The sequence below is a fragment of the Rhodococcus shunpengi genome (assembly GCF_048381395.1).
Classification (GTDB): domain Bacteria; phylum Actinomycetota; class Actinomycetes; order Mycobacteriales; family Mycobacteriaceae; genus Rhodococcus.
In genome coordinates, this window is the sequence record NZ_JBLWIU010000005.1 from 1 (window position 1) to 323 (window position 323).

The following is a 323-nucleotide window of genomic DNA, read 5'->3' on the forward strand; positions in this document are numbered from 1 at the left end:
GGGACGGCGAACCGGGAATGCGAGACCAGCGCGTCGACGACCTGCTCGGCGTCGTGACCGGCCGCACGCGCGTTCCACAGTGCCAGCGGCGTCACGCGGTAGGTGTGGATGTGCTCGGGGGCGCGTTCGAGCTCGGCGAACGGTGCGATCGCCTGCCGCGCCTCGTTCGCCCGTTCGTGATCGACCTCGAGGAGCACGGTCTTGTCGGACTGGACGATGAGCGGTCCGTCGGCCACGAGTGCCTCCTGTGGATGGAAAGTAGAACTTTCCCATTCTCCAGGTTCGGACCGTACCGCGCCACCACGACGGTGTACGGCCGTGCG

The 323-nt window shown here is 67.8% G+C and carries 1 protein-coding gene; it reads right to left on the reverse strand.

Features of this window, described 5'->3' with window-relative positions; all coding sequences use genetic code 11:
- Nucleotides 1–236: helicase-associated domain-containing protein (locus ACNJ7K_RS00140; RefSeq protein ID WP_487040954.1), on the reverse strand; the 236-nt coding region annotated here is incomplete at its 3' end.
- Nucleotides 237–323: the final 87 nt, after the last annotated feature.